At 72.1% G+C, this 26,610-nt stretch carries 24 protein-coding genes and 2 pseudogenes; 1 reads left to right on the top strand and 25 read right to left on the bottom strand.

Features of this window, described 5'->3' with window-relative positions:
- Positions 1 to 50: 50 nt before the first annotated feature.
- The 7 genes and pseudogenes from AB0E62_RS18280 to AB0E62_RS18250 form a co-directional block, all read right to left on the bottom strand.
- Positions 51 to 650, bottom strand: coding sequence for an ATP/GTP-binding protein (locus AB0E62_RS18280; RefSeq protein ID WP_362194123.1), 600 nt, complete (start codon positions 648 to 650; stop codon positions 51 to 53).
- A complete protein-coding gene (locus AB0E62_RS18275; RefSeq protein ID WP_362194120.1) occupies positions 628 to 999 on the bottom strand; it encodes a DUF742 domain-containing protein in 372 nt (123 codons plus the stop codon). Before AB0E62_RS18275 ends, AB0E62_RS18280 begins: the two co-directional genes overlap by 23 nt.
- Before the next feature lie 2 nt (positions 1,000 to 1,001).
- Entirely contained in the window at positions 1,002 to 1,436 is a 435-nt protein-coding gene (locus AB0E62_RS18270; RefSeq protein ID WP_362194117.1) for a roadblock/LC7 domain-containing protein, read from the bottom strand.
- Between the two features lie 77 nt (positions 1,437 to 1,513).
- On the bottom strand, positions 1,514 to 3,598 hold the full coding sequence (locus AB0E62_RS18265; RefSeq protein ID WP_362194114.1) for an ATP-binding protein: 2,085 nt from the start codon (positions 3,596 to 3,598) through the stop codon (positions 1,514 to 1,516).
- A gap of 500 nt (positions 3,599 to 4,098) precedes the next feature.
- Positions 4,099 to 5,265: an MBL fold metallo-hydrolase gene (locus AB0E62_RS18260; RefSeq protein WP_362194111.1), complete on the bottom strand. Its 1,167-nt coding sequence runs from the start codon at positions 5,263 to 5,265 to the stop codon at positions 4,099 to 4,101.
- A 357-nt stretch (positions 5,266 to 5,622) separates the two neighbouring features.
- Positions 5,623 to 6,408, bottom strand: a complete 786-nt coding sequence (locus tag AB0E62_RS18255) for an SGNH/GDSL hydrolase family protein (protein WP_362194590.1) — start codon at positions 6,406 to 6,408, stop codon at positions 5,623 to 5,625.
- 155 nt (positions 6,409 to 6,563) lie between these two features.
- Positions 6,564 to 6,800: pseudogene (locus tag AB0E62_RS18250) on the bottom strand (hypothetical protein); the annotation flags it as partial.
- A gap of 126 nt (positions 6,801 to 6,926) precedes the next feature.
- Here AB0E62_RS18250 and AB0E62_RS18245 point away from each other — a divergent pair.
- The gene (locus AB0E62_RS18245) at positions 6,927 to 7,724 is read left to right on the top strand and encodes a tyrosine-protein phosphatase (protein ID WP_362194108.1); all 798 of its coding nucleotides are present in this window, start codon (positions 6,927 to 6,929) and stop codon (positions 7,722 to 7,724) included.
- A gap of 18 nt (positions 7,725 to 7,742) precedes the next feature.
- Here AB0E62_RS18245 and AB0E62_RS18240 read toward each other — a convergent pair whose 3' ends face one another.
- From AB0E62_RS18240 to AB0E62_RS18155, 18 genes and pseudogenes are all read right to left on the bottom strand, one after another.
- Positions 7,743 to 7,865, bottom strand: a complete 123-nt coding sequence (locus AB0E62_RS18240) for a DUF6126 family protein (RefSeq protein WP_014676213.1) — start codon at positions 7,863 to 7,865, stop codon at positions 7,743 to 7,745.
- A complete protein-coding gene (locus AB0E62_RS18235) occupies positions 7,862 to 8,482 on the bottom strand; it encodes an XRE family transcriptional regulator (RefSeq protein ID WP_362194105.1) in 621 nt (206 codons plus the stop codon). Before AB0E62_RS18235 ends, AB0E62_RS18240 begins: the two co-directional genes overlap by 4 nt.
- A 105-nt stretch (positions 8,483 to 8,587) precedes the next feature.
- Positions 8,588 to 9,973, bottom strand: coding sequence for an aspartate aminotransferase family protein (locus tag AB0E62_RS18230; protein ID WP_362194102.1), 1,386 nt, complete (start codon positions 9,971 to 9,973; stop codon positions 8,588 to 8,590).
- Positions 9,970 to 11,868 (bottom strand): 1-deoxy-D-xylulose-5-phosphate synthase, encoded by a 1,899-nt coding sequence (dxs, locus tag AB0E62_RS18225; RefSeq protein ID WP_362194099.1) that lies wholly within the window; start codon positions 11,866 to 11,868, stop codon positions 9,970 to 9,972. Before dxs ends, AB0E62_RS18230 begins: the two co-directional genes overlap by 4 nt.
- Before the next feature lie 31 nt (positions 11,869 to 11,899).
- Entirely contained in the window at positions 11,900 to 13,033 is a 1,134-nt protein-coding gene (ispG, locus tag AB0E62_RS18220) for a flavodoxin-dependent (E)-4-hydroxy-3-methylbut-2-enyl-diphosphate synthase (RefSeq protein WP_362194096.1), read from the bottom strand.
- A gap of 5 nt (positions 13,034 to 13,038) precedes the next feature.
- Positions 13,039 to 14,061 (bottom strand): adenosyl-hopene transferase HpnH, encoded by a 1,023-nt coding sequence (gene hpnH, locus AB0E62_RS18215; protein WP_362194093.1) that lies wholly within the window; start codon positions 14,059 to 14,061, stop codon positions 13,039 to 13,041.
- A gap of 5 nt (positions 14,062 to 14,066) precedes the next feature.
- Positions 14,067 to 14,750 carry a 1-hydroxy-2-methyl-2-butenyl 4-diphosphate reductase gene (locus tag AB0E62_RS18210; RefSeq protein WP_362194090.1) on the bottom strand — a complete coding sequence of 228 codons (684 nt, stop codon included), beginning with the start codon at positions 14,748 to 14,750 and terminating at the stop codon, positions 14,067 to 14,069.
- 1 nt (position 14,751) lies between these two features.
- Positions 14,752 to 16,782: a squalene--hopene cyclase gene (gene shc, locus AB0E62_RS18205; RefSeq protein ID WP_362194087.1), complete on the bottom strand. Its 2,031-nt coding sequence runs from the start codon at positions 16,780 to 16,782 to the stop codon at positions 14,752 to 14,754.
- 116 nt (positions 16,783 to 16,898) lie between these two features.
- Positions 16,899 to 17,963 (bottom strand): polyprenyl synthetase family protein, encoded by a 1,065-nt coding sequence (locus tag AB0E62_RS18200; RefSeq protein ID WP_362194587.1) that lies wholly within the window; start codon positions 17,961 to 17,963, stop codon positions 16,899 to 16,901.
- Positions 17,964 to 18,030: 67 nt separating this feature from the next.
- Entirely contained in the window at positions 18,031 to 19,455 is a 1,425-nt protein-coding gene (gene hpnE, locus AB0E62_RS18195) for a hydroxysqualene dehydroxylase HpnE (RefSeq protein ID WP_362194084.1), read from the bottom strand.
- 250 nt (positions 19,456 to 19,705) lie between these two features.
- Positions 19,706 to 20,668, bottom strand: a complete 963-nt coding sequence (hpnD, locus tag AB0E62_RS18190; RefSeq protein ID WP_362194081.1) for a presqualene diphosphate synthase HpnD — start codon at positions 20,666 to 20,668, stop codon at positions 19,706 to 19,708.
- The gene (gene hpnC, locus AB0E62_RS18185) at positions 20,665 to 21,561 is read right to left on the bottom strand and encodes a squalene synthase HpnC (RefSeq protein ID WP_362194584.1); all 897 of its coding nucleotides are present in this window, start codon (positions 21,559 to 21,561) and stop codon (positions 20,665 to 20,667) included. The genes hpnD and hpnC overlap by 4 nt, the downstream gene beginning before the upstream one ends.
- A 361-nt stretch (positions 21,562 to 21,922) precedes the next feature.
- Positions 21,923 to 22,702, bottom strand: a complete 780-nt coding sequence (locus AB0E62_RS18180) for an ABC transporter ATP-binding protein (RefSeq protein WP_362194078.1) — start codon at positions 22,700 to 22,702, stop codon at positions 21,923 to 21,925.
- Entirely contained in the window at positions 22,695 to 23,624 is a 930-nt protein-coding gene (locus AB0E62_RS18175) for an ABC transporter permease (protein WP_362194075.1), read from the bottom strand. The genes AB0E62_RS18180 and AB0E62_RS18175 overlap by 8 nt, the downstream gene beginning before the upstream one ends.
- Before the next feature lie 89 nt (positions 23,625 to 23,713).
- Positions 23,714 to 24,586, bottom strand: coding sequence for a glycosyltransferase (locus tag AB0E62_RS18170; RefSeq protein ID WP_362194072.1), 873 nt, complete (start codon positions 24,584 to 24,586; stop codon positions 23,714 to 23,716).
- A gap of 8 nt (positions 24,587 to 24,594) precedes the next feature.
- Positions 24,595 to 25,374, bottom strand: a complete 780-nt coding sequence (locus AB0E62_RS18165) for a CDP-alcohol phosphatidyltransferase family protein (RefSeq protein ID WP_362194069.1) — start codon at positions 25,372 to 25,374, stop codon at positions 24,595 to 24,597.
- Complete coding sequence (locus AB0E62_RS18160; protein ID WP_362194066.1) at positions 25,352 to 26,413, bottom strand: iron-containing alcohol dehydrogenase family protein; 1,062 nt, start codon at positions 26,411 to 26,413, stop codon at positions 25,352 to 25,354. The genes AB0E62_RS18165 and AB0E62_RS18160 overlap by 23 nt, the downstream gene beginning before the upstream one ends.
- Positions 26,401 to 26,610 (bottom strand): annotated as a pseudogene (locus tag AB0E62_RS18155) (phosphocholine cytidylyltransferase family protein); the annotation flags it as partial. The pseudogene AB0E62_RS18155 and the gene AB0E62_RS18160, both read right to left, overlap by 13 nt.

Genomic DNA, 26,610 nt, shown 5'->3' with positions numbered 1-26,610 from the left:
GGCGCTGTGGGTGTACCTCATACAGGAACTCCGTGGGCGGTGGGTCGGGATCACCTGTGGGCGCCCTGGCTGGGCGTGGCCGCCGGGGCGAGGGCCAGCAGGTGGCGGACGAGGGTGAGCAGGGTCTGGACGCCGGAGCTGGAGATCCGGGCGTCGCAGCGCACCACCGGGATCTCCGGGTCGAGGTCGATGGCGGCCCGCACCTCGTCGGGCGCGTAGCGGTGGGCGCCGTCGAACTCGTTGACGGCGACGACGAAGGCGACGCCGCGCTCCTCGAAGAAGTCGACGGCGGCGAAGCAGTCCTGCAGGCGCCGGGTGTCGGCGAGGATCACCGCGCCGAGCGCGCCCTCGGACAGTTCGTCCCACATGAACCAGAACCGCTCCTGCCCCGGCGTGCCGAACAGGTACAGCACGTGTTCCGGGTCGAGCGTGATCCGGCCGAAGTCCATGGCGACGGTGGTCTCCATCTTGTTCTCGACGCCGTCGAGGCTGTCCGTGCCGACGCCGACCGTGGTGAGCAGCTCCTCCGTGCTGAGCGGCGCGATCTCGCTGACCGCGCCCACGAAGGTGGTCTTGCCGACCCCGAACCCGCCCGCGACCAGGATCTTGAGCGCGGTCGGGAACGGGTCAGAGCTGTCGTCGTAGTCCATCGAGCACTGCCTCCAGCAGAGACCGGTCAGTGGGGGTGTGGTGGTAGGCGGGCGGCTTGGCGGTCAGCGCGCCGCAGTCGACCAGGTCCGACAGCAGCACCTTGGTGACCACCGCGGGCAGCTTCAGCTGGGCGGCGACCTCGGCGACCGAGACGGGCGCGCGGCACAGGTCGAGGGCCTGCGCGTGCTCGGGACCGAGGTAGCCGAGCGGGGTGACTCCGGTGACCATCACCTGCGACATCAGGTCGAAGGCGATGCTCGGCTCGGTGCGGCCGTCGCTGACCGTGAACGGCCGCACCAGCCGCCCGGCCGCCTCGTCCAGCCACGGCCCGTCGCCGGCTGCGGCCACGCTCAAGGCCTCGTCGCCGCGCGGTCCGCGGCCTGCTGCCGGGGAGCGGTCACCAGGTACGGGCGCACGCTCTTGACCAGCATCGCCATCTCGTAGCCGAGCACGGCGGCGTCGGCCTCGCGGCCGGCCAGCACGGCGAGGCAGGTGCCGGAGCCGGCGGTGGTGACGAAGATCAGGCTCGCGTCGAGTTCGACCACGACCTGCCGCACCTCGCCGCCGTCGCCGAACCGGACGCCCGCGCTGCGGCCGAGGGAGTACAGGCCGGAGGCCAGGGCCGCCATGTGGTCGGCGCTGTCGGCGTCCAGGCCGTGCACGGACTTCACCAGCCCGTCGGAGGAGAGGAGCACCGCGCTGGTGGTGTGCGGTACGCGCTGCACGAGGCCGCTCAGCAGCCAGTCGAGGTCGGATGCGGGGACGGTCGGCGCATCGCTCGCCATGGTGGATCGACTCCTTGGGGTACGCAGATCTGCGGGAGCGGTGGGGGTACGACGTGCGGGAGCGGGGGCGGGTACGGTCATCCGGCCGGGGCACTCCCGTCGGCTCGGTCGGCACCGCGCACGCCGTCCGACACGGGCGCGTGGGCACGGGCGTGAGGCAGGGGGACCGGGGCCGGTGGTGGCGTAGGGGTGGTGTGGTCGGAAGCCATGTGGTCCGGAGCCATGTGGCGAGCGCCCATGTGTGTGGCGTCCATGTGTGTGGCGTCCATGGGGGGCGGACCGGGGTGGTGCTGCTGGGCCTCGGCCAGTCCGACCCCGCGCTGGAAGGCGGCCATGAGGCCGGGGTCGTGGCCGGCGACGGTGTCCGCGTCCTGGCGGGGCGCCGGGCCGCCGCGCAGTTGGGGCGCGATGTGCTCCTGGGCACGTCTGCGGGGCAGTTGGGGCTTGTGGTGCTGGTCCATGGTGTCGCGCACCATGTCGGCGCGCGGGGTGGGCAGGACCGTGTGTGCCTCCACCACCGGCCGGTCCTCGGCGGTGATGCCGGGCCCGGCCTCGGCGGGGTGGGGCCGTTCCCCGTGGGTGCCGCGGACGGGCAGCGGGGGCAGGGTGCTGCCGCCCGGGCGGTCGCTCGTACCGCTCTCGGTGCCGTGCCGCCCGGATCCGCTCTGTGCGTGCCGCCGCCGTCCGGTACCCGGCGTCTGTCCGGCACCGGTCAGCCCCTGGGCACCGGTCCCGCTCCCCGCGTCGCCTGGGGTGCCGGTGCCGCCGGTACGGGTACCGCCGGTTCCCGTACGGGCGGCCGGCGCGGAACCGTTTCCCGTGCGTCCGGCGGCGCCGTGCTCGGCCGTGCCGCCCCCGCCCGCGTCCGCGCCCACGCCCGTGTCCTCAGCCGGGCCCGGAACCGGCCCCGGACCCGCACTGGCATCCGCGTCCGTCTCCGTGCCCGGTGCGACCCGCGCCTGGCCCAGCAGCGCCTGGGGAACGACCAGGACGGCCTGCACGCCGCCGTAGATGTTGGTCTGCAGCCGCACGTGGATTCCGTGCCGGCGGGCGAGCTGGGAGACGACGTAGAGCCCGATGCGGCCGTCGGCCAGCAGGCTGGCGACGTTGACCTGGTCGGGGTCGGCGAGCAGGGCGTTCATCCGGTTCTGCTCGGTGACGGGCATGCCCAGCCCGCGGTCCTCGACCTCGACGGCGAGCCCGGAGGTGACGAGGCCGGCGCGGAGCAGCACCTGGGTGTGCGGGGCCGAGAACACCGTGGCGTTCTCGATGAGTTCGGCGAGCAGATGGATGACGTCGGCGACGGCGTGGCCGCGCAGTTCGCCCTCGATGGGCGGTACCAGCTTGACCCGGGAGTACTGCTCGACCTCGGCGATGGCGGAGCGCAGCACCTCGGTCATGCTGACCGGGTTGCTCCACTGCCGGCGGGAGACGGCGCCGCCGAGCACGGCGAGGTTCTCGGCGTGCCGCCGGATCCGGGTGGCCAGGTGATCGACGTGGAAGAGGCCCTTGAGCAGGTCGGGGTCCTCGATGTCGTTCTCCAGGTCGTCGAGGATCGAGATCTCCCGGTGCACGAGGGACTGAAGGCGGCGCGCGAGGTTGACGAACACCTCCAGCTTCTGTTCGCTGCCCGTCTGGCTGGAGAGCTGGGCGGCCCGGACGACGGCGGTGACGGCGCCGTCGTGCGCGCGGGCCAGGTCGGCGGCGAGCAGTTCGAAGTCGTCGGCGTCCGCGGGGGGCCGGCCGCGCCGGCCGCGCTGGGGCGGGGTCTCGCCCTGCCGGAGCGCGTCGACCAGGGCGTGCAGATCGGCCTCACCGCGCACGGCGGTGCGCCGGAGCGCGTCGACACGGCCGGCGATCGAGCGGGCGGCGCGGTCGGCGGCCACGGCGGCGATCAGGATGCCGGCCACGGTCACGCCCGCCGCTCCGGCGACCATGGCCCACAGCAGGGGGCCGGTGCGTGCGCCGGCGGAGCGGACGCTGAACAGCACGGCGGCGCCTGCGCCGAGCGCGACCGCGAGGGGTGGCAGCACGGCCAGCCGCATCAACTGGGGCCGTATGTGCGTCTCGGGCAGTGCGGGAGCGGGTCGGGTGACCGGCCGTCCGTGCCGGCCGCCCTCGCGACGGTCGGCGCGGGCGGCCGGCGCTCGGAGGTGAGACATCTGCGTCCTCGTACTGGTCCGTCGGTCCTGGGGTGTCGTGCGGTGCGCGCTGGGGGCATGCGCCGATGCGGGCACGCGTCATCGCGGCGTCGGCCGACGGGACCGGTCATTCCGGCCTCATGTCACCCGACGGACACTCACAGTAGTTGCCTGCGCATCCTGTGTGGTGGGCAGTCGGCAAAGTCCCCCGGGGAGCGTCCCGCTCTGGTATGAGGAGCCGTACGACAGACCGATAACCCGGCCGAACGTTCCTCGGCCGGGCCGAAAAAGACTGGTGCGACCTGGTCGGAAGCGATCAGAAAGCACGACCGGGGGCGCCGGGCCGCTTCGGCCCGCCACCCCCGGTCGGGTGTGAACATACGAACGTCAGTCCGCCTCGGACTCCCCCTGGCCCCGCGTCCGTACGGGGGCATCCGGTCGGATGTCACCGAGGGATGTCACTGCCTGTGGTCGCCTTGGCCTTGGGTGCAGGGCGCCCCGTACCCAGGGGCGCGCCCCGCTCAGCCCCGTACCGGCGGTTCCGCCACCAGCGCGCCGGTCGAGCGCCAGGTGTGCCGGACGTCGCCCGAGACATGCCGCCACCAGGCCTCCGCCGGCAGTTTCCCGGCGGGTTCGAAGGGCTCGCCGGGCCGGGGCAGCGCCACCGCCTGGCCGGCCTCCTCGGCGACCTCCTTGGTCCACTCCCCCGGTTCCGCCCAGGGGTGCGGGGCGAGGTTGAAGGTCCCCCAGTGGATGGGCAGCAGCACACCGTGCGGTGCCCCGCCCTGGAGGTCGAGATGGGCGCGCAGACCCTCCTCGGGGGTCATGTGGATGTCGGGCCAGAACTCGCTGTACGCCCCGATCTGGATCATCGTGGCGTCGAACGGGCCGTGCGCGGCGCCGATGTCCCGGAAGCCGTCGAAGTAGCCGGTGTCCCCGCTGTGGTAGATCCGGTGCTCCTCGCCGGCGACGGCCCAGGACGCCCAGAGGGTGTGCTGGGTGTTGCGCAGGCCCCGGCCGCAGAAGTGGCGGGCCGGGGTGGCGGTGAGGGTGAGTCCGCCGATCCGGGTGGACTCGTGCCAGTCCAGTTCGCGCAGCCGGTCCGGGGAGACGCCCCAGTGCTCCAGGTGGGCACCGACGCCGAGCGGCACGGCGAACAGGGTGTCCGTGCCGGCCAGTGCCCTGATGGTGGGCAGGTCCAGGTGGTCGTAGTGGTCGTGCGAGATGACGACGACGTCGACCGGGCCGAGCGCGGCCAGCGGCAGCGGGACCGGGTGCAGCCGCTTGGGTCCGGCGAACGGGAACGGGGAGCAGCGCTCGCCCCAGACGGGGTCGAACAGCACGCGGTGGCCGTCGATCTCGGCGAGCACGCTGGAGTGACCCATCCAGGTCAGCCGCAGTCCGGTGGCCGACGGCTCGGCCAGGTCGGCGAAGGTGGTGGGGTGCACCGGGACGGTGCCCCGGGGTGAGCGCAGCGGCCGGGCGTCCTTGTCCAGGAACACCTTCGCGAGGTCCAGCGGCGAGCCGCTGGGCCGGGTGCGGGCGGGGCCGCCGGGGTTCTGGAAGACGCCGTCCCTGAAGTGCGGGGAGCGGCGGATGCGTGCCAGGCGGGCGCCGCCCGGGTCCGCGCCGAAGGCGGCGGGCCGCAGGGCACGCAACCCGGAGCCCGGAGAACGCAAACCGGTCACGGTACCTCCTGGTGGAGTGGGGTGAGGCCTCCATTATGGTCGGCGCCTCCGACAGCCCGGCCGGGGCGGGACCCCCTCGCACTCCGCCGGCGCCCAGGACCCGTCCGGCTCCCGCGACTTCGAGTCGGTACGGTGACTCGGCCGGACCGGGCTTGCGCACACACCGGCGCCGCCGCACACACCGATGGTGCGGCCGGCACCGCGCGCGGGGCGGTGTCGCGGCCCCGCGCGCGGAGTGGGCAGACGACGCCCTCGCCCGCGAACCGGCCCTGTCGCGGCGGACGTCGGCCGGACGGCGAAGGGCGCGGGCCGCGTCCCGGCCGCGCGCGGCGATGGTCCGGGGCGCGGCCGGCGGCGTCAGGCCACGGAGGCGATGCGCATCTTGATGTCGTCCGGCGAGAGCGTGCCCTTGGCGGTCACGTGGTCGCCGGAGGACTCGCCGCGCAGCCGGCGCCCGATCCAGGGCACGAGGAACTCGCGCGCCCAGTGCACGTCGTCGCGGCGGACCTCCAGGGTGCCCCGGGGCGGCAGCGGCGGCCACGGCTGCTCGGGATCGGCCGGCACCTCCAGGCCGAGGACCTGTCCGGCCCGCAGCGCCACGCGGGTGTGCCCCTCGGGCGACAGGTGCAGGCGGTCGCTGTCCCAGGCCCGGCGGTCCTGCACGGACCTCAGGGACCACAGGTCGAGCACGGGGCAGCCGTACCGGTCGGCGATGGCACGGACGTGCCCGTTGTACGTGGCGATCTTGCCGCGCAGGTGCTTGAGCACGGGCACGCCACGGGTGTCGAAGCCGGTCGTCACCATCACCGTGCCGGCGACCGCGGTCAGCCGGGCCACGGCCCGCTCGAAGCGCTCGGCCACCTCGTCCGGGTCGGTGCCCGGGCGGATGATGTCGTTGCCGCCCGCGCAGAAGGAGACCAGGTCGGGAGCCAGGTCGACGGCCTGCGGGACCTGGTCGGCCACGATCTGGTCCAGCAGCTTCCCGCGCACGGCGAGGTTGGTGTACTGGAAGTCGCCCTCGGGACGCCGGTCGGCGAGCAGCACCGCGAACCGGTCGGCCCAGCCCACGAACGCCCCGTCGGGCCCGGGATCGCCGACGCCCTCGGTGAAGCTGTCCCCCACCGCCACGTACGACCCGATCACTGATCTGCTGTCATTCTTCGAATCGTCTGCCACGTCGGACCATGATTCACCTTCGGATGTGACCTACGCGACCGTAAGGCGGGGTTGACGAACGGTGAGATGAGCCACTCTTAAAGACTTTGCAATCCAGGAATAATCCAGGAACAAAGACGCGTCAGGAGCAGCGGGCCCGAGTCGTCGTGTCCGGCGCCGCCGGTGATCTGCGCGCGGGGGTCCGGGAGTTGGGCGACGGCGATGCGCGGGACCGGACCAGCCGCGGCGGCGCGCAGCAGTTCCACGCGCGCCCGGCCGCCGTTGGTGACGGCCCCCCACCGCCCGACCACGTCGCCGCGCGTCCGGTGGTGCGGCGCGCCCCCCGTGCCGTCGTCGGCGAAGCGGAGCCGCAGATCATCAAGGGTTCGGGGGCGCCTGGGCCATGCCTGTGGATAACTCATTACCCGAGGAAATCGATGCCGTATGGTCGGTCTCAGTGCCCGCCGGCGAGCCGCGACGGCGGGGAACGACCGGGAGGAGCCCCCGTGACGCAGCAGGTCCCGTCGACCGAGCCGGAGCTGGCAGGAGTGCGCAATTTCCGTGACGTGGGCAGACTGCCGACGGTGGACGGACGGCGGGTGCGCCACGGAGTGCTGTACCGCAGCGGGCATCTGGCGCACGCGACCGAGGAAGACGCGGCCTTCCTCGCCTCCCTGGGGCTGCACACGGTCTTCGACTTCCGCAACGCGGCCGACCAGAAGCTGGAGGGCCCCGACGTCGAGCTGCCCGGCGTGCGGAATGTGAACCTGCCGCTGAGCGACCCGGCGGACGGCGCCGAGTTCTGGAAGATGGTCCGCGACGGCGACCTCGACCAGCTGCGCGCGATCCTCTCCGACGGCAAGGGGGCGGCCCGGATGATCGCCTCCTACCGGACGATGGTCAAGCAGCGCACCGCCGAGCACTCCCGGGTGCTGCACGCGCTCGCCGACGACAGCGTCCCCGCGCTGATGCACTGCGCGGCCGGCAAGGACCGCGCGGGCGTGTCCATCGCCGTCACGCTGCTCGCCCTGGGCGTGGAGCGCGAGGCGATCGTCGCCGACTATCTCGAGTCCAACGCCAAGCACCGCCGTTACAAGGTCCGCCGCAGCGGCAGCGCGGACACGGCGTACACGCCCGAGGTGATGGAGCTGCTGGACCCGCTTTTCGACGCCCGCGCCGAGTATCTGGAGGCCGCGTTCACGAGCATCGAGGAGACCTGGGGCGACGTCGAGACCTATCTGGCACAGGGCCTCGGCCTCGCCCCGGAGACCCGGGAGCGGCTGCGCGAGCGCCTGCTGGACTGAGGCGGGAGCGCGGGGCGGTCAGCCCTTGCCGCCCACCGCGAACAACAGGTAGAGGAAGGCGGCCAGGACGTGCCCGAGGGCGATGTAGATGATCAGCCGGATCCACAGGGAACGGGGGAACTTCTCCTCGAAGTTGCTCATGGCAGCTCTCCGGTCGGCGAGCCCAGGCACAGCGTGGCCGTGGGGCTCTGCAGCAGGGTGTGGACGAACAGCAGTTCCACGCCGTCGTGGTCGTCGGCGGCGAGGCGGTGCGGGGTGAGCGAGTCGAAGTGCGCGCTGTCCCCGGGGCCGAGCAGGTGCGCGGTGTCCCCGAGCCGCAGCCGCAGCCGCCCCTTCAGGACGTAGAGCCACTCCTCGCCGGGGTGGACGCGCACGATGTCCCCCTGGGAGCCGTAGGGCACCCGCACCCGCAGGGCCTGCATGCCGCGGCCGGGCGCCCCGGCCTGGACGTAGGTCCAGCCGCCGGCCCGGGTCGGTTCCATGGCGGCGGCGCGCACGATCGCGTCCCGGTCGGCGACCGTCTCGCCGAGCAGTTCGGAGACGGTCGTACCGTAGATACGGGCGAGGGCGAGGAGCATCGGCAGCGAGGGCTGCCGGTGTCCGGTCTCCAGGCGGGAGAGGTGGGCCGGGGAGAGACCCGCGGAGCGGGCCGCGGCCTCCAGGGTGAGGCCGGCGCGCCGGCGCAGAGCGCGCAGCTGGGGCGCGACGGCGGGCAGGCCGCCGTCCGCGGCCGGCGGCGCGGCATCCGAGGCGTTCATGCCTCCATTGAGCCCCACGGTTGCCTGTGGGGCAATTTTCTTGCCTGTGAGGCAAAGGCGGGGCGCCTCGGCGTCCGCCGCCGGCGCCCCGCCCTCCGGATCACCTCAGCGGTTGGCCACGGCCTGCTTGATCAGGGTCTTGCCGAAGTCCCACATCAGCCCGCCGCCGCTGTGCGCGTCGTCCATCACCGCGGTGAAGGCGTCCACGAACCGGTCCACGTCGGCCTCGTCGATGACCAGCGGCGGAATCAGCTTGATCACCTCCAGGTGGTCGCCGGACACCTGGGTGAGGATCCGGTGCTTCTGCAGCAGCGGTACGACGACCATCTGGGCGAACAGGCCCTTGCGGGCCGCCTGGAGCATGGTCCAGCGGCCGCGCAGCTTCAGCGAGGACGGCTTGCCGAACTCGATGCCGATCATCAGGCCCCGGCCGCGCACGTCGGCGAGCAGCTCGTACGTGTCGATCAGCGCGGTGAGCCGGGACTTCAGCAGCTCGCCGGTGCGGCGCACGCCGGCGACGATCTGCTCGTTCTCCATGACCGACAGCACGGCGAGGCCGCACGCCATCGCCTGGGCGTTGGAGCCGAAGCTCGCCGAGTGCACCAGCACCCGGTCCATGGACGAGTAGACCTTCTTGAAGATCCACTCCTTGCCGAGGGTGGCGCTCACCGGCACATAACCGCCCGACAGGGCCTTGGCCACGCACACCAGGTCCGGTTCGACGCCGTCCTCGTGCTGGTAGGCGTAGAAGTCGCCGGTGCGGCCGAGGCCGGTCTGCACCTCGTCGGCGATGAGCAGCGCCTTGTGCTTGTGCAGCAGTTCCTGCGCGGCCCGCAGATAGCCGGGGGGTGCCTCGTGCACGCCCTTGCCCTGGATCGGCTCCACGATCAGCGCGGCCACGTCGCCCTTCTTCAGCTCCCGGGCGAGGGCGTCCAGATCGCCGAGGGGTACGGCGGTGTCGGGCAGCAGCGGGGCGAAGCCGTCGCGGAAGCCGTCTTCGCCGTTGACCGACAGCGAGCCGGTGGTCAGGCCGTGGAAGGCGTGGTCGCAGTACAGGACGCGGGGCTTGCCGGTGGCGTACCGGGCGAACTTCAGGGCCGTCTCGACCGCCTCGGTGCCGCTGTTGCCGAAGAACACCCGGTCCAGGTGCGGGCTGTGGGCGAGGAGCCGTTCGGCGAGCAGACCGGGCAGCGGCTGGCAGTCGAAGCGGGTGAGGTCGGCGAGGTCCAGGTCCAGGACGTCGTGCAGCGCCTTGCGGACGACCGGGTGGTGCCGGCCGAGACCCATCACCCCGAACCCGGCGAGCATGTCCAGGTAGTCGTTGCCGTCCGCGTCGAAGAAGTGCGCTCCCTCGGCACGCTCGTAGACCTTGTCGAAGCCGATGGTGTGCAGCATGCGCGGGAGCTGCGGGTTGAGATGCCTGGTGTGCAGCTCGTAGCGTTCGGCTCCGCGCTCGGCGAGCAGGGCGCCGAGGTCGAACTCGGTGGTCATTCACTCTCCTTGACTGTGCCGCCGGCGTCCTTGGCGGCCAGACTCGCGCTGATCCGCCCGGCGATCTCGACGGGCGTGAGGCCGATGTCGGCCAGCACCTCGCTGCGCTTGGCGTGCGCGAGGAACTGCTCGGGGATGCCGAACCGCCGTACCGGCACGTCCACGTCGGCGTCGCCGAGGGCCAGTGCCACGGCCGAACCGACACCGGCGGCCCGGCTGTTGTCCTCGACCACGGCCACCAGCCGGTGTCCGGCGGCGAGCCCGGGCAGCGCGGGATCGACGGGTTTGACCCAGCGCGGGTCGATCACCGTGCAGCCGATGCCGCGGGCCTCGAGCAGTTCGGCGGCCCGCAGGCACACCGTGGCCATCACACCGACGGCCACCAGCAGCACCTCGGGCCGCTCGGCGCGGTGCAGGACGTCCATGCCGCCGACCCGGTCGACGGCCGGGACGCGCGGGCCGGCGGTCTCCTTCGGGAAGCGGACCAGCGTGGGCGCGTCGTCCACCGCGACGGCCTCGCGCAACTGGGCGCGCAGCTGGTCGGCGTCGCGCGGCGCGGCGATCCGGAGGCCGGGGACGACCTGGAGGACGGACATGTCCCACATGCCGTTGTGGGAGGCCCCGTCGGTGCCGGTGACACCGGCCCGGTCCAGCACGAAGGTGACCCCGCACCGGTGCAGGGCGACGTCCATCAGCAGCTGGTCGAAGGCCCGGTTGAGGAAGGTGGCGTAGACGGCGACGACCGGGTGCAGTCCGCCGGTGGCGAGCCCGGCCGCGGAGACCGCCGCGTGCTGTTCGGCGATGCCGACGTCCCAGACGCGGTCGGGGAAGCGTTCGGCGAACTCGGCGAGGCCGACCGGGTGCAGCATGGCCGCCGTGATCGCCACGACGTCCTCGCGTTCCTCCCCGATCCGGACGATCTCCTCACCGAACACCGAGGTCCACGAGGGACCCTTGGACGGGGCGAGGGGCTCGCAGGTGAGCGGGTCCATCACGCCGACGGAGTGGAAGTGGTCCTCCTCGTGCGCGAGGGCGGGTTCGTAGCCGCGGCCCTTCTCGGTGAGGCAGTGGACGAGGACGGGGCCGTGGAAGCGCTTGGCGCGGCGCAGCGCCGACTCGACGGCCTTGATGTCATGGCCGTCGATCGGGCCGAGGTACTTCAGGCCCAGGTCCTCGAACATGCCCTGCGGGGCGAAGGCGTCCTTGAAGCCCTTCTTCGCGCCGTGCAGGGACTCGTAGAGCGTGCCGCCGACGACCGGCGTGCGCTGGAGCACTTCCTTGCCCCAGGCGAGGACCTTCTCGTAGCCGTCGGTGGTGCGCAGCGTGGCCAGGTGGTTGGCCAGGCCGCCGATGGTGGGGGCGTAGGAGCGTTCGTTGTCGTTGACGACGATGATCAGCGGCCGGTCCCGGGCGGCGGCGATGTTGTTCAGCGCCTCCCAGGCCATGCCGCCGGTCAGCGCGCCGTCGCCGATGACGGCGACCACATGGCCCCTCTCCCCCTGTACCTGGTTGGCCTTGGCGAGGCCGTCGGCCCAGCCGAGCGCCGTCGACGCGTGACTGTTCTCGATGACGTCGTGCTCGGACTCCTCACGGGAGGGGTAGCCGGACAGTCCGCCCTTGCCGCGCAGCTTCGAGAAGTCCTGACGGCCGGTCAGCAGCTTGTGGACGTAAGCCTGGTGGCCGGTGTCCCACAGGATGCGGTCGACCGGTGACTCGAAGACCCGGTGGAGCGCGATGGTCAGTTCCACCACGCCGAGGTTGGGCCCGAGGTGACCGCCGGTCCTCGACACCGCGTGCACCAGGAACTCACGTATTTCTCCGGACAGTTCCCCGAGTTTCGCCTCGGACAGCGCCTTCAGGTCGCGTGGTCCCCGGATGCTCTCCAGAATGGTCACTCTCGGGCCCCCTCTCGTTGCGTGCCTTGCCTCAACTCACCTGGTCCGACGGGCTCTTGCTCTCGGCGAGCTTCAAGGCCTCCTCGATCAGGGTCTCCACGATCCTGGACTCGGGGACGGTCTTGACGACCTCGCCCTTGACGAAGATCTGGCCCTTGCCGTTGCCGGAGGCCACACCGAGGTCGGCCTCGCGGGCCTCGCCCGGACCGTTGACCACACACCCCATCACCGCGACCCGGAGCGGCACCTCCATGCCGTCCAGGCCGGCCGTCACCTCCTCGGCGAGCTTGTAGACGTCGACCTGGGCCCGGCCGCAGGACGGACAGGAGACGATCTCCAGCCGGCGCTGCCGCAGCCCCAGGGACTCCAGGATCTGGATGCCGACCTTGATCTCCTCCACGGGCGGCGCGCTCAGCGACACCCGGATGGTGTCGCCGATGCCCCGGGACAGCAGCGCGCCGAAGGCCACGGCCGACTTGACCGTGCCCTGGAAGGCGGGGCCCGCCTCGGTCACGCCGAGGTGCAGCGGGTAGTCGCACCGCTCGGCGAGCTGGCGGTACGCCTCGATCATGACGACCGGGTCGTTGTGCTTGACGGAGATCTTGATGTCCCGGAAGCCGTGCTCCTCGAAGAGGGACGCCTCCCACAGCGCCGACTCCACCAGCGCCTCGGGGGTGGCCTTGCCGTACTTCTGGAGCAGACGGCGGTCCAGGGAACCGGCGTTGACACCGATGCGGATCGGCGTGCCGTGGTCCTTGGCGGCGCGCGCGATCTCCCTCACCTGGTCGTCGAACTGCTTGATGTTGCCCGGGTTGACCCGCACCGCCGCGCAGCCCGCCTCGATGGCCGCGAACACGTACTTCGGCTGGAAGTGGATGTCCGCGATCACCGGGATCTGCGACTTGCGGGCGATGGTCGCCAGGGCGTCCGCGTCGTCCTGCGTGGGGCAGGCGACGCGGACGATCTGGCAGCCGGACGCGGTGAGTTCGGCGATCTGCTGGAGGGTGGCGCCGATGTCGGACGTACGGGTCGTCGTCATCGACTGGACCGACACCGGGGCCCCGCCCCCGACCGGTACCGGCCCGACCTCGATCCGCCGCGACGGCCGCCGCGGCGCGACGGGACGGGCCGGTACCCCGGGAACGCCCAGGGGGACGGCGGTCACCGCCGTCACTCCCGGTTCCCGGACACCGTCTCACGCATGGCCCGCAGGGACTCCTTCAGGGACCCCATGGTGGCGAGGACGGCGGTCGGCTCGTAGCCGCAGTGCGCCATGCAGTTGTCGCAGCGCGGGTCCTTGCCGCGGCCGTACTTGTCCCAGTCGGTCTTCTCCACCAGTTCGCGGTACGTGGGCACGTACCCGTCGCTCATCAGGTAGCAGGGGCGCTGCCAGCCGAAGAGGGAGTAGTTGGGGATCGCCCACGCGGTGCAGGGGAAGTCGACCTTGCCCTCCAGGAAGTCCAGGAAGAGCGGGGAGTGGTTGAGCCGCCACTTGCGGCGGTTGCCGCCCGCGAAGGCCTTCCTGAACAGCTCGCGGGTCTGCTCCACGCCGAGGAAGTGGTCCTGGTCCGGGGCCTTCTCGTAGGCGTAGGCGGGCGAGATCATCATCTCGTCGACCTGGAGGTCGTCGTTGAGGAAGTTGAGCACCTCGATGATGGTCTGCGGGGTGTCGGTGTTGAAGAAGGTGGAGTTGGTGGTCACCCGGAAACCGCGCCGCTTGGCCTCCTTGATGGCGGCCACGGCCTCGTCGAACACGCCCTCCTTCGCCACGGATTCGTCGTGCCGCTCGCGCAGCCCGTCGATGTGCACCGCGAACGCGAAGTACGGCGAGGGGGTGAACTTGTCCATCTTCTTGCGCAGCAGCATGGCGTTGGTGCAGAGGAAGACATACTTCCGCTTCGCCACCAACTGGCGCACGATCTCGTCGATCTGAGGGTGCATCAAGGGCTCGCCGCCGGCGATGGACACCATCGGCGCGCCGGACTCCAGCACGGCGCCCACGGCCTGGGCGACCGGCATGCGCTGCTTGAGCACACCGGCGGGGTGCTGGATCTTGCCGCAGCCCTCACACTTCAGATTGCAGGCGAAAAGCGGTTCCAGCTCGACAATGAGCGGGAATTTGTCCCGCTTGCGGAGCTTCTGTTCAGCCAGGTATGTAGCGACCTTGATGGACTGGCGCAACGGCATGGCCATCTGGCTCACCTCCGAGGGAGCAGCAAAGAACGGTGCCATTCGAAAAATGCGGGAAGGATGGAACGCAGCACGCGGAAGGCCGATATTCCTCCGCGCAGGGTGCCGATCCGGACGAGTTCGTGTTCGGGAGCGTCCACGACGACCCGGACGGCGGCCACCGGCCGCTCGCCGGCGCGGACGGCGGCCAGCAGGGTGGCCGCCGACTCCATGTCCACGGCGATCGCGCCGGTGGCGAGCAGGTCGGACCGCTCGGGGCCCCGGACCACATGGTCGGAGCCGGTGAGCGGGCCGGTGTGGACGGCGCGTCCCGGCAGCAGGCGCACGAGTTCCTTGGCCAGGAGCTCGGTGCCCACGCACGGGACGGTACCGCGCGGGTCCCGGGTCTCCTCGGCGACGACCAGGTCGCCGGGGTGCATCCCGGGCTCCAGCCCGGCACAGAAGCCGGTGGCCAGGACGGCCGTGCCGGCGGGTGCCGGGCCGGTCAGGAGCCGGGTGACGGAGCGTTCCGCCGCACGGGGGCCCATGCCCGTGCGGACGAAGGTCACCGGCGCGCCGGCCCCCCGCCCCGCGCCCCGCGGCACCGGCGCGCCCGTCCCGCGCGCCCGGCGGTCGCCGGTGCGCAGGGCGAGGTGCTCGATGCCGAGCGCGCAGGCGATCAGCAGTGGAGCCGGAGCGGGCTGGTGGCTCACATCAGTCTCCCTCGGCCCGCGCGGAGACCTTCCCGACCGGGGCGAGCAGGTTGCGCTCGAAGGGATCCCCGTGCAGGTACCGGCCGAGTGCGGTGAGCGGGAACACCTGCCGGTACAGGTGGTAGTTGATGGAGAAGTCCCAGGGGAAGCCGGTGCCGGTGAAGTACGGCTCGTCCCAGCCGCCGTCCTCCCGCTGGGTGTCGGCCAGCCAGCGCACGCCGCGCTCGACGGCCGCGGAGCCCTTCTCCCCCGCCGCGAGCAGCGCCATCAGCGCCCACGCGGTCTGCGAGGCGGTGGAGGCGCCCCGGCCGCTCCATTCCTTGGCGTCCTTGTAGGAGCGCAGGTCCTCGCCCCAGCCGCCGTCGTCGTTCTGGACGCTCTCCAGCCAGGCCACGGCCCGCCGGATCGCCGGGTGCGAGGTGGGCAGTCCGGCCGCGGTGAGCGCGGGGACGACCGAGCCGGTGCCGTAGAGGTAGTTGACGCCCCAGCGGCCGAACCAGGAACCGTCGGGCTCCTGTTCGGCGAGCAGCCAGTCGATGCCGCGCCGGGTGCGCGGGTCGTCGGCCAGGCCCTCGGCGGCGAGCATCTCCACCACGTGCGCCGTGACGTCCGCGGACGGCGGGTCGATGACCTCGCCGAAGTCGCAGAACGGCAGCCGGTTCGGGAACGGGCTGGTGTTGTCCACGTCGAAGGCGCCCCAGGCGCCGTTCTTCGACTGCATGCCCAGGTTCCAGCGCACGGCCCGGCCGATGGCCCGGTCCACGTGCTCGGGGTCGTGGTGGCGGACCCGGCGCAGCGCGAGCGCGACCTCGGCGGTGTCGTCGATGTCGGGGTAGTTGTCGTTGTGGAACTCGAAGGCCCAGCCGCCCGGGGGCAGTTCGGGACGCCGTACGGCCCAGTCGCCGGGCCGGGCGATCTCCTCGCCGAGCATCCAGTCGGCCGCCTTGACCAGTTGCGGGTGGTCCGTGGGCAGTCCGGCGTCCACCAGGGCGATGGTGGCCAGGCAGGTGTCCCACACCGGGGACTGGCAGGCCTCGATCATCCGGGCGCCGTCCTCGCGCCAGACGGCGAAGCGGTCCAGGGAGGCCAGGCCCTCGCGCAGCACCGGGTGCTGGAGGTCGTAGCCGAGCAGGTGCAGGGCGATGACGGAGTACACCGCCGGGGGCTGGATGCCGCCCCAGCAGCCGTCGTTCTCCTGCCGCTCGATGATCCAGCGGGCCGCCGCGTTCAACGCGGCCTTGCGCAGCCTGCGCACGGCGACCTTGCGGTAGCCGCGGACCACCTTGTCCAGCCGCTGGAAAACGCCGTCCCAGCTCGCCACCGGGGCGAGCGGCTGCGGCGGGTTGGGGTCGGCCGGATCGGTGTGCAGCTCGTCCAGCGCGAACGGGGCCGGGCGCACCGGGCGCTTGGCGGAGACGATGGTGAGCGGCACGATGGTCTGCCGCGCCCAGCATCCGAAGTCGTAGATGTTGAGCGGGAACCAGGTGGGGAAGAAGATCAGCTCCGGGGGGAGTTCGGGCAGGTCCTCCCACTTCCACCAGCCGAACAGGGCGAGCCAGATCCGGGTGAAGACCCGGGACGCGGCGATGCCGCCCTGCTCCCGGATCCAGGCCGAGGCCTTCGCCATGTGCGGCGCGTCGGGCGCGTCGCCGGCCAGGCGCAGGGCGACGTAAGCCTCCACCGTGGTGGACAGTTCGCCCGGGCCGCCGTAGAAGGTGGCCCAGGTTCCGTCCGGGCGCTGCTCGCCGCGGATGAACTTCGCGGCGGCCTGCGTGGTGTGCTCGTCCAGGATGCCCAGGAACTGCCGGAGCAGCAGGTCCTCGGCGTCCATGGTGACGTTGGTCTCCAGGTCGCCTTTCCACCAGCCCTCGGCATCCTGCCGGGCGAGCAGGAAATCGGTGGCGCGCCGTACGGCGCGCGTGGCGGCTTCTTGTACCCCGGCCGTCTCGGGGATGGTGAGGGTGGAGTCGCTGGCCGCGGCAGCCCGGGACGGCAAGATGGCCCCGGTGCTTCCGTCGGTCGTCGCTGTCATGGCTTCCCCTTCGTGCAGTCGTGCGAGTCGTGCTGCTGTGGGTCCGCCGTCGGCCGGTGTCCTTCACTGGGCGGCACCGGCCGGCGACTACGCGAGGCTTATCCAGCCAATGGTGATCATCTCTTTCGTACGACGACGAAGTCGGCGAGCGCCGTGAAGGAGTCCCGCACCCGGTCGGGCATGCTCACGGCGTCGAGGGCTTCGATGGCGATGGTGTGCTGGCGGCGCGCTTCGGCGGCCGTCCACTCGCGGCCGCCGGCCTCCTCGATGAGGGCGGCGCGGGCCGCGAACTCCTCTTCGGAGAAGTTCTCGAAGTCGCTGCTCTTGGCGTCCGCGGCGAGGATCTCGCCGAGCTGTTCGGAGGCGGGGCCGCCGGCCGCGAGGGCGGCGACGACCGGCAGGGACTTCTTGCGCTGGCGCAGGTCGCTCCAGGTCTGCTTGCCGGTGGCCTCCGGGTCGCCCCAGATGCCGAGCAGGTCGTCCACGGCCTGGAACGCGAGGCCGAGGTGGTAGCCGTACCGCTCCAGCGCGTCGGCGGTGGTGTCGTCCGCGCCGCCGAGGACCGCGCCGATGGACGAGGCGCAGGCGAGCAGGGAGCCGGTCTTGTTGCCCTCCATCTCCAGGCACTCCTCGACGCTGACGCGGTCGCGGTGCTCGTAGGAGATGTCCTGGGCCTGACCGTCGATCAGGGCCCGGGTGGCGGCGGTCAGCCGGCGGGCGGCGCGGCCGGCCTCGACCGTGCCGAGTTCCAGCAGGACCTCGCCGGCCAGGGCGAACAGGGCGTCGCCGACCAGGATGGCCTGGGCGGGGCCGTGCACCTTCCAGACGGTGTCGCGGTGCCGGCGCTGCTCGTCGCCGTCCATCAGGTCGTCGTGCAGCAGCGAGAAGTTGTGCACGAGTTCGACGGCGACCGCGCCGGGCACGCCCGCCTCGGGCGCGGCACCGGTGACCTCGGCGGACAGCACGGCGAGCGCGGGGCGGACGGCCTTGCCGCCGTCACCGTCCACGGGATTGCCGGCGGCGTCGATCCAGCCGAAGTGGTAGGCGGCCACGGTGTCCATGGGCGGCGCCAGGCGGTCGACTGCCGCCCGCAGCACCGGTGTGGCCAGGTTCCTGCCGCGCTCCAGGAGCGCGGTCACGTCCACCGCGGGCCTCCGAGCGGGCGTCGCGGCCGGGGGCACAGTGGGCACAATCTCTCCTCTGGTTGCGGTACCGGGGGTGCGGGGGCGGTCGCCCGCCGGCCGGGCGTCACGCCGCCTCCTCGAACTCGAAGAGGTGGCGGGGGCGGGGCCGGCCCAGCGCGCCGAGCACGGCGTCGGCCGCGCTGACTCCGCTGCGGACCGCGCTCTCCATGGTCGCGGGCCACCCGGTGGCGGTCCACGCTCCGGCCAGGTACAGGCCGGGGGCCTTGGTCCGGGCGCCGGGCCTGAGGCGTCCGACGCCGGGGGCGGGGGCGAACGTGGCCGTGCGCTCCCTGGTCACGAAGAAGTCCTCGACCTCGGCGGCGCGGGTGCCCGGAATGAGCCGCTCCAGCTCGGGCAGGTAGCGCGCGCGGAGTTCGGCCACCGGCCTGTCGATGTCGTCCTGCGCGGCCGACTGCGACAGCGCCAGGTACTGCCCCGAGCGCAGCCCGGAGGCGTCGGTGCGGTCGAACACCCACTGCACCGGGGTGCCGAGCGCCGCGAAGAAGGGGCGGGCGAGCACCTTGCGGTCGTAGACGACATGGACGTTCAGGATCGGCGCGGTGCCGATCTCCAGCAGCCGCTCGGGCGCGTCCAGGGCGCCGGGCGGGAGCAGGTCGTGGGCCTCGCGCTGGGGTACGGCCAGGACGACGGCGTCCGCGGAAAGCGTCTCCCCGGGAACTCGGACGCTCCATCCGCCGTTGTCGTTGGTGGAGACGGAGGTGACGCGTGTACGGACCTCGGTACGGACGCCCGCGGAGTCGAGCGCCTTGCGGGCGAGCCGGTCGTGCAGTTCGCCCAGCGGGACGCGGGCCCAGCCGATGTCGGCCGCGCCCGGGTCGGACAGCAGACCGGTCTTGAACACCATCGCGGCGAGCCCCAGCGAGGCGTCGCCCGCGACCGCGTTGAGGGTGGCGACCCCGACCAGGTCCCACAGGGCCTCGATGGCGCGCGCTGACTGGCCGTGCGCGGCCAGCCAGCCGCCGAAGTCCTGGGTGTCCAGGGTCGGATCGGCGAGGTCGAGCCCCTTCAGCGCGAGCGCGGCCCGCCCGACGGCGGCGCGCTCGGCGAGCGAGAGGTGCGGATAGGCGGCCAGGCTGCGTCCCAGGTGGAGGGGGACGGGCAGCGGGTCGCGCCGCAGCCTGCCGAGCCGCCGGCCCACGGGCTTGGCGACGTCGACGACGGGCACGTCCAGGCGGTCCTGCAGCGGTGCCAGCGCCGCGCCCTGGATCCGGTCGAGGAACCAGCGGTAGGCGGTGCAGCAGCGCAGGTACACGTGCTGGCCGTTGTCGACGGTCAGTTCGCCGCGCTGGAAGGAGAAGGCGAGGCCGCCCAGCCTGGGCCTGCCTTCGAGCAGGGTGACCCGCAGTCCCGCGTCGGCGAGGGCGAGCGCCGCGGTGGTCCCGGCGATTCCGCCGCCGACCACCACCGCGCTGCGGGCCGCCGTCCGAGGGGTGGCGGCCGGTGCCGGGTGGGGTGAGCCGTCGCTCATCGTGCGTCCTTCCGTGCGAGCGCTCCGCGGGCCGGACCGGTGCGGGCCGTCCTTGATCCGCGGCTTCGTCGTGGCCGGTCGTGTCCACGCGACGGCGGCCGCGCACCGTCGGCCCGGCGTCCCCGCGGGGTGCGGGCATGCCGGGCCGACGGTGCGTGATCAGCCGTCGCCCTCAGGGACGCCACGCCGGGGTGGAGGGTTGCCTGCCGCCTGCCGTCCGCTCCGGCCGGCTCCGGTTCGGTGCGCTGCATCAGGCGCGCCTCCGGACGGAGCCCCGGGAGACATGGCGGGTGACGTTCCGGGTGTCGAGTCCGGACAGGCCGCGCACGGCGACGTAGGCCTTCTCGTGTCCGGGCAGCGAGACCCGGCCGCGCAGCACGGCCTCGGGGTCGCGCTCGATGCGGTCGAGCAGCCGGCGGTAGATGCCGGCCATCGCGGCCACGCAGGCACCGCTGCGCCGGTCGAGCATGGGCAGCAGCCGGTAGCCCTCGGCGAAGAGGGCCCGGGCGCGCCGTACTTCGAAGTGGACGAGGCCGGCGAAGTCGGAGCCCTCCGGCGGGGCCGGCGCGCGGAAGCCGGCCGAGCAGCCGAACTTGGCGAGGTCGTCGGCGGGCAGATAGGTGCGGCCGCCCAGCGCGTCCTCGCGGACGTCCCGGAGGATGTTGGTGAGCTGGAGGGCGAGGCCCAGCGTGTCGGCGTACTCGGCGGCGCGCTCGGCGCCGCGCGCGCCGGGTTCGGTGCCGAACACGCCGAGCGAGAGGCGGCCGATGGCACCGGCGACACACCGGCAGTACACCTTGAGGTCGTCCCAGGTCTCGTAGGTCTCTCCGCGCACGTCCATCTGGACGCCGTCGATCAGCTCGTCCAGGCCGCCGAGCGGGATCGGGAAGACCCGCGCGGCGTGGCTGAGGGCGACGGCCACCGGGTCGGTGTCGTCCTCCTCGACCTCCTCCGCGCGGATCCGGGCGAGCAGGGCCCGGGTGTCCTCCAGCCGCGTCAGCTTGACCTCGTCGGCGAGGCTCCCGTCGCCGATGTCGTCCACCCGCCGGGAGAACGCGTACAGCGCCGACATGGCGCGGCGCTTGGCCGCCGGCAGCAGCCGGATGCCGTACGCGAAGTTACGGGCCTGCTGCCCGGTGACGGCCTCGCAGTAGCTGTAGGCGGCGAGTACCGGTGCGGACACGTGCGGCGCAGACTCCACGGTCCGGATCACCCCTCTCCTCGCAGGATCACGCCCGCCTCACGCAGCAACTGGACCTTGCCGGGTTTGGGCGGGCCGGGAAGTACGTCGTATTCGGCGGCGGTGATCGCTCGGATCGCCGCCCTTCCCCCCGCCACGAACCCCGCGAGCAGGAGCTTGAGCCTGCCGTGGACGCTACCCACCAGGGGGGCGCCTTCATCCAGCAGGTCGCGGGCGCGTTGTGCTTCGTATGCAACCAGGGCGCGCACCGATGCGCCCGCGCTTTTTTGGCCAAGATCAGCTTCTTGGACGTGGAAGCGCTTCATGTCCTCGGCCGGCAGGTAGATCCGGTCGCGGCGGAGGTCCTCGGCGACGTCCTGGAGGTGCTCCACGATCTGCAGCGCGGTGCAGATCGCGTCGGACAGCCGGATCCGCTCGGGGGTGGAGGTGCCGGTGACGGCGAGGACGAGGCGGCCGACGGGGTTGGCCGACAGTTCGCAGTAGGCGAGGAGGTCGTCGTAGGTCTCGTACCGTGCGACGAGCTGGTCCTGGCGGTTGGCGGCGATCAGCCCGAGGAACGGTTCGGGGGTGAGGGCGCGGCGCCGGACGGTGGGCCGCAGGCGGCGCAGCAGCGGGTGGCGCGGCGTGCCGTCGAAGACGCGGCGCAGGTCCTCTTCGAAGGCGTCGAGGAGGACCAGCCGGTCGGCGGCCTCGGCGGGCGACACGCCGAGCAGGCGGGCGTCGGCGCCGCCGGGGGCGAGGTCGCCGTCACCGATGTCGTCCACGAGGCGGGCGAAGCCGTAGACGGCCATGAGGTCGGCGCGCCAGTCACGGGGCAGGAAGAACGGGGCCACCGGGAAGTTCTCGCTCGCGGCCTTGTCCAGGGTGGCGCGCTCCAGGCCGGACGCCGTGCCGGTGGCCGTCATCGGGCGCTGCCCGGGGCGGGGACGGCACACGCTGCGCTGCACTGGGGCGTTTCCGTAGCCATTGCCGTCACATCTCCCGTTCTACACTGCCGACCCAATACACACTATTTCGGACACGCCGCCCCGCAATGCACGAAGACACCCCCACGAAGGAAGGCGCGCATTATCGCCGCACTTGCCGGTTTCCGGCACCGGTACAGCTTACGTTGTACAACGTGGCGCCCATCGCCGGGGTGTCCCGCAGATCACAACAACACACCGATTGGCTCCAAGATTCCTGACACGGGGCCGAGTTGACGTTTCCTTTGCAGTGGAAGGGCCCCGCCGGACGAAATTCCGACGGGGCCCTGGCCGAAACGGGTCACTTGCCCGTGAACTTCTCGTACTCCTTCAGGACCTCGTCGGTGGGTCCGTCCATCCGCAGTTCACCGCGCTCCAGCCACAAGACGCGGTTGCAGGTGTCGCGGATCGACTTGTTGTTGTGACTGACCAGAAAGACCGTTCCAGCCTCTTTGCGCAGTTCCCGGATGCGTTCCTCGGAACGCTGCTGGAACTTGCGGTCACCGGTGGCCAGCGCCTCGTCGATCATCAGGACGTCATGGTCCTTGGCGGCGGCGATGGAGAAACGCAGCCGGGCCGCCATACCGGAGGAGTAGGTGCGCATCGGAAGGGTGATGAAGTCGCCCTTCTCGTTGATGCCGGAGAAGTCGACGATGTCCTGGTAACGCTCCTTGATCTGCTCCCGGGACATGCCCATGGCCAGACCGCCCAGGATGACGTTCCGTTCGCCGGTGAGGTCGTTCATCAGGGCCGCGTTCACGCCCAGCAGGGACGGCTGGCCGTCGGTGTAGACCTTGCCCTTCTCCGCGGGCAGCAGGCCGGCGACGGCGCGCAGCAGGGTCGACTTGCCGGAGCCGTTGGAGCCGATCAGGCCGATGGCCTCGCCGCGGTAGGCGACGAAGGACACGCCGCGCACGGCGTGCACCTTGCGCACGCCCCGCTCGTCGCCGCGCCGGAGGATGCGGCTGAGGGCCGCCGTCGCGCTGCCCTTGCCGGTCTTGGCGCCGTTGACCCGGTAGACGATGTGCAGGTCGTCCGCGATGACCGTGGGGCGCCGGTCCTGGGTGTGCTGTTCAGCCACGGCCGTACCGCTCCTCCGCCTTCCAGAAGTACACGAAGCCGCCGGCGAAGACGACCACGGCCCAGAACAGGGCGATGGCCCATACGTGCGGCGGCAGGTGGGAGGAACCGTAGCCGTCGATCAGGGCGAAGCGCATCAGGTCCATGTAGACCGCGACCGGGTTGACCTGGAGCACCCGGACGATCCACTCGGGGCGGCCCGCCAGCATGGTGTCGATCGAGAACATGACACCGGAGGCGTACATCCAGGTGCGCAGCAGGAACGGCATCAGCTGGGCGAGGTCCGGTGTCTTGGCGCCCATGCGGGCCACGATCAGCGCCAGCCCGGTGTTGAACAGGAACTGGAGCACCAGCACCGGCACGATCAGCAGCCAGGACGGGCCGGGGTAGCTGCCGAAGCCGACGGCCACGACGAACAGCACCAGCATCGAGAACAGCAGCTGCTGGAGCTGTTGGAGCGAGAAGGAGATGGGCAGCGAGGCGCGCGGGAAGTGCAGGGCGCGCACCAGGCCGAGGTTGCCGGAGATCGCGCGGACGCCCGACATCACCGAGCTCTGGGTGAAGGTGAACACGAACACGCCGGTGACCAGGAACGGGATGTACACCTCCCGGGACATGCCGCGGCTGGCGTGCAGGATCAGACCGAAGATGAAGAAGTACACGGCTGCGTTCAGCAGGGGCGTGGCCACCTGCCAGAGCTGGCCGAGTTTGGCCTGGCTGTACTGGGCGGTCAGCTTGGCCTGGGAGAAGGCCAGGATGAAGTGGCGCCGCCCCCACAGCTGCCGGACGTACTCCGCGAGCGAGGGCCGGGCGCCGCTCACCGAGAGCCCGTACTTGGCGGCGAGCTCGGCTGCCGTCAGTCCCGCGTCGGGCGACGCGGCCGCGGTCACCGCGACCGTGCCGTCGTGCATGGTCTCACTCACAGGTGGAAACTTTCGTCTTCGGGTACGCGTTTCTGGTTCGTCGTCCGGACAGCCGCGCGAGCGGCACCGGCCCGTCGGGGACGAGCTTGTCAGATGACCGGGGGACGGCCCAGTCGGGTGAGTCGCCACACCGTACGCCAGCGCATCGGGCGGCGGGGGCCGCACGGCGTGGTCCAGCCCTCCCGGAAGCCGCCGAACCAAGCCTTCAGGGCCGGCCGCGAGGGGCGGCGTGCCAGGGTGAGCAGCAGCCAGACCCCGAGGTAGACCGGGATCAGGGGGGCGGGGAGGTTGCGGCGGGCGAGCCAGACGCGGTTGCGGGCGACCATGCGGTGGTAGACGGCGTGCCGCGAGGGAGCGGTCGTCGGGTGGTACAGCACCATGTCCGACCGGTAGTCGATCATCCAGCCGGCGTCCAGGGCCCGCCAGGCCAGATCGGTCTCCTCGTGCGCGTAGAAGAACTCGTCGGGCAGGACGCCGGCCTCCGCGAAGACGCGGGTGCGGACGGCGTTGGCGCCGCCGAGGAAGGTGGTGACCCGCGAGGAGCGCATCGGGTCGGAGGCGCGCAGCCGGGGCACGTGCCGGCGCTGGGTCTCGCCGGTGTCGGGGTCGGCGATGCGGAAGCTGATGATGCCCAGCTCGGGGTCCGCGGCGAAGGCCTCGCGGCACAGCTCGGCGGTGTCCTGGCGGGCCAGCAGGCCGTCGTCGTCCAGGAAGAGCAATATGTCGACGTCTCTGCCGCCGGGGCCGAACGCCTCTATGCCGACGTTGCGTCCGCCGGGGATGCCCAGGTTCTCGGGCAGTTCCACGGTCCGTACGCCCTTCGGCACCTCCGGGACGGGCGAGCCGTTGCCGACGACGACCACCTCGACCGGGTCGCCGTCCTGCCGGGCGACGGAGTCGAGCAGGGCCCGCAGTTCCTCGGGCCGGTTGCCCATGGTGATGATGACGGCACCGACCTTCATGGGCGCGCTCACTTCAGCCTGCTGGAGGCGAGGATGGACACCAGGTGCAGCAGGGTCTGCAGCAGGGCGATGCCGGCCAGCACGGCGGTGCCGAGACGGGTGAAGAACAGGTCGCCGCGCACCTGGTCCACGATCGCGAGGACGAGGATGAGCAGCGAGGCCTCGATGCCGAGGATCAGCCGGTGGAACTTCAGCGCCGAGGCGGCCCGCCGGGCCAGCGCCATGCCGGAGGAGCGCGGCTCGGACGCGGCCTCCTGCACCGGGGGCTTGCCGGTCTGGTGCCGGGCGACGCCGACCAGATCGGTCTCGGCCTTGATCAGGATGGCGCCGAGTGCGGCGAGGGTGCCGAGGAAGGCCCACAGCCAGTCGATCCGGCCGGTGCCCCACAGGTCGGCGGCGCGCAGGCCGAGGCCGACCAGCACGGCCGCGTCGGTGAGGTAGGCGCCGACCCGGTCCAGGTAGACCCCGCCCAGCGAGTACTGCTGCTTCCAGCGGGCGACCTCGCCGTCGACGCAGTCCAGCAGCAGGTACAGCTGGGTGGCGACCACGCCGAGCACCGCGCCCGGGATCCCCGGCACCAGCAGGGCCGGGGTCGCGAGCACGCCGCAGACGGTCATCAGGTACGTGAGCTGGTTGGGCGTGACCCTGGTGGTGACCAGGTAGCGGTCGACGCGCAGGGACACCTCGCGCATGTAGAGGCGTCCCGCCCAGTGCTCACCGCTGCGCCGGTCCTTCACCCCCGCGGGGTGGACGACCGGACGGAGTTCAGCTACCGATGGCCTTGACATAGTCGGCGTAGGTGTCCTTGATCTGGTTCGTCTTGAGGTCGAGGTGTTCGAGGATCGTGTAGCGGCCGGGCCGGGTCTCCGGGGCGAACTCGACCGCGCGGACGAACTCGTCCACCGTGAAGCCGATCTCCTCGGGCAGGACCGGGAGCCCGTGCCGGCGCAGCACCCCGGCCATGTACGCCGACTCCTCGTGGGCGCCGCGCAGATACATCGCGAAGGCGGCGCCGAGGCCGCACTGCTCGCCGTGGGCGGCGGCGCGCTTGGGGTAGAGCAGGTCGAAGGCGTGGTTGATCTCGTGGCAGGCACCGGAGGACGGGCGGGAGTCGCCCGACACGGACATGGCGATGCCGGTGAGGACCAGCGCCTCGGCCAGCACCTGGAGGAAGCCGTCCTCGCCGACGCCGCCGGGGTGCCGGAGCACCGCCTCGCCGGCCTGGCGGGCCATGGCGGCGGCCAGGCCGTCCACCTTCTCGCCGTTGACCTGGTGGGACAGCTCCCAGTCCGCGACGGCGGAGATGTTGGAGATGACGTCGCCGATGCCGGAGCGGACGAACCGGACGGGTGCCTCGCGGATCACGTCGAGGTCGATGATGACCGCGATGGGGTTGGGCACGCCGTAGGAGCCGCGGCCCGCGTCGTTGTCGAGGGTCGCGACCGGTGAGCACAGGCCGTCGTGGGCGAGGTTGGTGGCGACGGCGACCAGCGGCAGGCCGACGCGGGACGCCGCGAACTTGGCACAGTCGATGATCTTGCCGCCGCCGAGGCCGACGACCGCGTCGTAGTGACCGGCCTTGATGTCACCCGCCAGCCGGATGGCGTCGTCCAGGGTGCCGCCGCCCACCTCGTACCAGGTGGCACCGGGCAGGGTGGGCGCGATCCGCTCGCGCAGCCGCGCCCCGGAGCCGCCGCTGACGGCGATGGCGAGCCGGCCCGACTGCGAGATGCGTTCGTCGGCGAGGACACAGGCCAGGTCGTCCAGGGCACCCGGGCGGATGTCCACGACGACCGGCGAGGGAATCAGCCGCGTCAGTACCGGCACGCGATCTCCCGCCCCCGGGCCAGGTCGTCGTGGTTGTCGATCTCGACCCAGTCGACCTCGCCGATCGGCGCCACGTCGATGCGGAAGCCCCGGTCGACCAGCTCCTGGTAACCGTGCTCGTAGAACTGCTGCGGGTCGGTCTCCCAGACCGTCTTCAGCGCGTCGGCCAGGTCCGCCGCCGCGTCGCCCTCGATCAG

This window comes from Streptomyces sp. NPDC038707, from assembly GCF_040636485.1.
Classification (GTDB): domain Bacteria; phylum Actinomycetota; class Actinomycetes; order Streptomycetales; family Streptomycetaceae; genus Streptomyces.
The sequence above is the reverse complement of the archived record's forward strand: the minus strand, read 5'-3'. Positions and strand labels throughout refer to the sequence as shown.